Origin of the sequence: Saccharopolyspora sp. (assembly GCF_017434145.1) — a bacterium.
Classification (GTDB): domain Bacteria; phylum Actinomycetota; class Actinomycetes; order Mycobacteriales; family Pseudonocardiaceae; genus Saccharopolyspora_C; species Saccharopolyspora_C galaxeae.
The window spans coordinates 1-3,342 of record NZ_JAFRFW010000059.1 but is presented as its reverse complement, the minus strand read 5'-3'; the positions used below and the strand labels follow the sequence as shown (position 1 = coordinate 3,342).

Below are 3,342 nucleotides of genomic sequence, written 5' to 3'. Positions count from 1 at the left end.
GTAGCCGTCGAAGGCCAGCTCCGAGCGCACCCGCAATTCGCCTTCACTGGCCGGATTTCCTTGCGCATCAAGGATTTCCACGTCCACCACCGGCCGCAGCCGACGCTCGCCGCGGCGCAGCGCGATCAGCGAGGTCTCCGCGGAGCCGTAGTGCGCCAGCAGTTCGCAGCCCGGCAGCAGCGCGTGCAGCCGCGTCTCCAGCTCGGGCGCCAGGTCGGCCCCGCCGCAGACGATCAGCCGCAGCGCACAGGAGTCACGCAGCTCGGGATGCCGCTCCCACACCGAAAGCAGCTCGGCGAGCATCGCGGGGACAACGTGCACGACCGTCGCGTGCAGGCACTCCTGCGCGGCGGTGCGCGCGGACCAGCGCCGCAGCAGGCGGACATCGCGGTCCTGGTGCAGCGCGTGCAGCGCGCCGAACAGGTACAGCGAGGAACTCAACGGCCCCGGGATCAGCGCGGAATCGTCGTCGCGCAACGGTGCGTCGAGCGCGGTGAAGCTGCGCAGCCAGGACTTCCGGGATCGCGCCAGCACTTTCGGCGTGCCGCTGCTGCCGGAAGTGGTGGGCAGGTAGAACCAGGTCAGCTCGTCGTCGCGCGGCGTTTCCGGCGGCTCGCCCGGAATCGGCAGGCCGCGGACCACCCGGCCCGGTTTCGCCTCGTCCAGCACGTCCTGCGGCCGCGGCCAATCCGGGTCGACGATCAGCGTCGCTGCTCCGGCGAGGTCCGCGCCCAGCAGCCAGCACAGCCGGTGCAGCGGGTCGGGGTCGTCGACGGCCACCCGATCGACTCCGGCGAGTTCGCCCGCCGCGCCCTGCGCGCGCCGCATGATCTCGGCGCCGTCGAGAACGTCCGCACCGCACGACACGCCGGCGGTGAGTCGGCGCCCGAGGATCGGCAGGGTCATTCCCGCGCCGTCCGGGTACCGCCCTGCGCAGAACCACTCAGCGAAGCGGGCAACGCCCGGTGCACCGCCACCGCGACCAGCGAAACCAGCACCAGCTTCACCGCGTCACCCGGCACGAACACCAGCGATTGCACCGCGGCCGCACCGAGATCACCGGTGAACGCGGCCCAGTACGGAATGCCGACCAGGTAGTCCACCGCCACCCCGGCCAGGTTCGCCAGCAGCAGCACCGCGAGCCCCGGACGCGGCGTCGCCCGCTGCACGATCAGCCCCACCACGAACGCCGACAGCAGCCAGCCCAGCAGGAATCCGCCGCTCGGCCCGGCGAACGGCGCAATGCCGCCGCGGCCACCCGACAGCAGCGGCAACCCGATCACCACGAGTCCCAGGAACAGCAGCACCGATGCGCCTCCGCGGCGGGCACCGAGGATGCTGCCCGCCAGCAGCGGCCCCATGTTCTGCAGCACCACCGGCACCGCGGCGCCGCCGAGGTAGAACCCGGGGAACAGGCCGAGCACGGCGATGAACGCCGCGAACACCACGGTCCGGGCCAGCTCGGTGGCCGGGGCAGTGCGTTGTCCAGGCACGACGACTCCTCACCGATCGCGGTCCGGCGTCAACCTACCCGGCTCGGCCTGCGGAACAGAAAGTGTTCCGTCCCATTGTGGACACTCCACAACCGGGCGGTGCCGGGCTTGCCCGCATTCCCCGGCTGCCGCGAAGATCGCGCCCGGCCCTACCCGAGTCCCGAAAGGGGAAGTCGTGACCGCGCAACTACCCGGCAACGTCGCTCCCACCGATGACGGCGAGATCGTCACCTGGCGCCGCTGGGCGAACCGGACGCAGAGCAATTCCCGCGCCGCCGGCGGCAGGCTGTACCTGACGAACCGGCGAGTGCTGTTCTGCCCGCACGCCTTCGACGCCAACACCGGTGGCGAATACCGGAGCATCCCGCTGGCGGCGATCACCGAGGTCGGCAAGCAGCCGCGCACCCTGAACCTGCGCGCCGCGTACAACGGCGGCCTGCGCACCCGACTGCGGATCGACTGCGCGGACGGCTCCACCGAACTGTTCGTCCTCAACAAACTCGACCAGGTCATCACCGAGATCCGCGCCGCGACCGGCCCGGCCTGAACCGCAACCTCCCAGCGCGGTGCGGTGCGCGGTCTCCGATCGAAGGCGACCACCGAAACCCGGCGTCGAGATCGACGGTGACGGACACTCTGCCAGTCCTGACCAGCGGATGCGGACGTCACAGCAGGGCGCCTAGTGCCGACCACGGTTACCGTGTATAGTCGTCGGTGCGGACCCGTCCCATGTGCTTGGGGTAGCGGGTCCAGCTTACTTTTCAGGGCCCGCCAGCGTTCAGGGCCCGCCAGCGTTCAGGTTGGTCAGCCTTCGGGGCCCCCAAGATCCAGCGGCTCCGGCCCGGTGCGGGCGCAGGGAGACAGCAGCTCGTACCAACCCCACGTATGAGCTTTGCGCTCAACACGCGCCACCCGCATGTAAGCCGTGTACGCCACCAGATCAGCCATTTGCACCCACTGGCTGTGGTGCGAGTGATGAAACAGCGGATCTTCGATCACCGAGCGCGTAGCCAGCTTCAATTCCCGATGCGCAGTCCGGTACGAGTGATCATTGCCGTCCCCGTCCATCATGATCAAGCCCAGCTCGCCGGCCGCGGTCAACCGCGCATCCAGATACCGCACCAGCCGCGCATAAGCGTCCGCCTTCGCCGCCTTATGTTTGACTCCCGATGGCGTCCGCAGAAACACCGCGCCAGCCTCCAACCCCTCCAGCCGCGCCACGGTCGACAACGCCTCCCGCATCACACTCGACCGGTTCGCCTTCACCGCGTCCCAGTCCGTACCCGTCGGACGCGAACGACCTCCCACGAAATCTGTCGCATGCAACTCAAAGTCCGTGGCCAATCCGATCGAGCGGTACAACTCCTGCCGCCAGTCCAGCCAGCCCCGCAGCACCTGACTCCACGTCCGCAGCTCTAGTTCCACCCAGCCGAACACGTTCATCCCCGACTGCTGCGCCCCGGAGTCATCGACGTAGAACACCCGCACGACCATGACCACACCATACGGAACGTGACCGACCACAAACGCACCGTGTTCGTCTTAGGGTGTTTTCTTGAACCGCGGCACCCCGACTCGGCGGCCTGCGCGCGTGCCGGACAGCGAAGGTTTTGCAGGCATGGTCAACGTCATTCCACGTCGGACTGGAGCGCATACGTCGAGAGCGACCGCTCCTGCACCGTCAGCCGGAGGCCGCCGCGTTCAGCCTGCCCAGTGCGCCGCGGACCACCTGCGGGTCGTAGGTGGCCCAGAACGGCGGCAGCGAGGCGCGCAGGAAGCTGCCGTAGCGGGCGGTCGCCAGCCGCGGGTCGAGGACCGCGATGACGCCGCGGTCGTGCACGGACCGCAG

4 protein-coding genes are annotated in these 3,342 nt (G+C 69.3%); 1 reads left to right on the top strand and 3 read right to left on the bottom strand.

All coding sequences use genetic code 11. The features are described 5' to 3' along the window. On the bottom strand, positions 1 to 906 hold a 906-nt coding region (locus IJH84_RS01565; protein ID WP_295139390.1), incomplete at its 3' end, for an AMP-binding protein. Then, positions 903 to 1,493: a biotin transporter BioY gene (locus IJH84_RS01560; RefSeq protein WP_295139387.1), complete on the bottom strand. Its 591-nt coding sequence runs from the start codon at positions 1,491 to 1,493 to the stop codon at positions 903 to 905. The genes IJH84_RS01560 and IJH84_RS01565, both read right to left, overlap by 4 nt. A gap of 175 nt (positions 1,494 to 1,668) precedes the next feature. Here IJH84_RS01560 and IJH84_RS01555 point away from each other — a divergent pair, with 175 nt between their 5' ends. Further along, positions 1,669 to 2,040: a GRAM domain-containing protein gene (locus tag IJH84_RS01555; RefSeq protein ID WP_295139385.1), complete on the top strand. Its 372-nt coding sequence runs from the start codon at positions 1,669 to 1,671 to the stop codon at positions 2,038 to 2,040. Between the two features lie 257 nt (positions 2,041 to 2,297). Here the strand turns inward: IJH84_RS01555 and IJH84_RS01550 are convergent, their stop codons facing one another. Continuing rightward, positions 2,298 to 2,987, bottom strand: coding sequence for a DUF3800 domain-containing protein (locus IJH84_RS01550; protein WP_295139383.1), 690 nt, complete (start codon positions 2,985 to 2,987; stop codon positions 2,298 to 2,300). Positions 2,988 to 3,342 lie beyond the last annotated feature (355 nt).

Bases quoted from the DNA above. Each gene is read 5' to 3' on its own strand.
- IJH84_RS01550 (WP_295139383.1), bottom strand. From the start codon at position 2,987: ATGGTCGTGCGGGTGTTCTACGTCGATGACTCCGGGGCGCAGCAGTCG.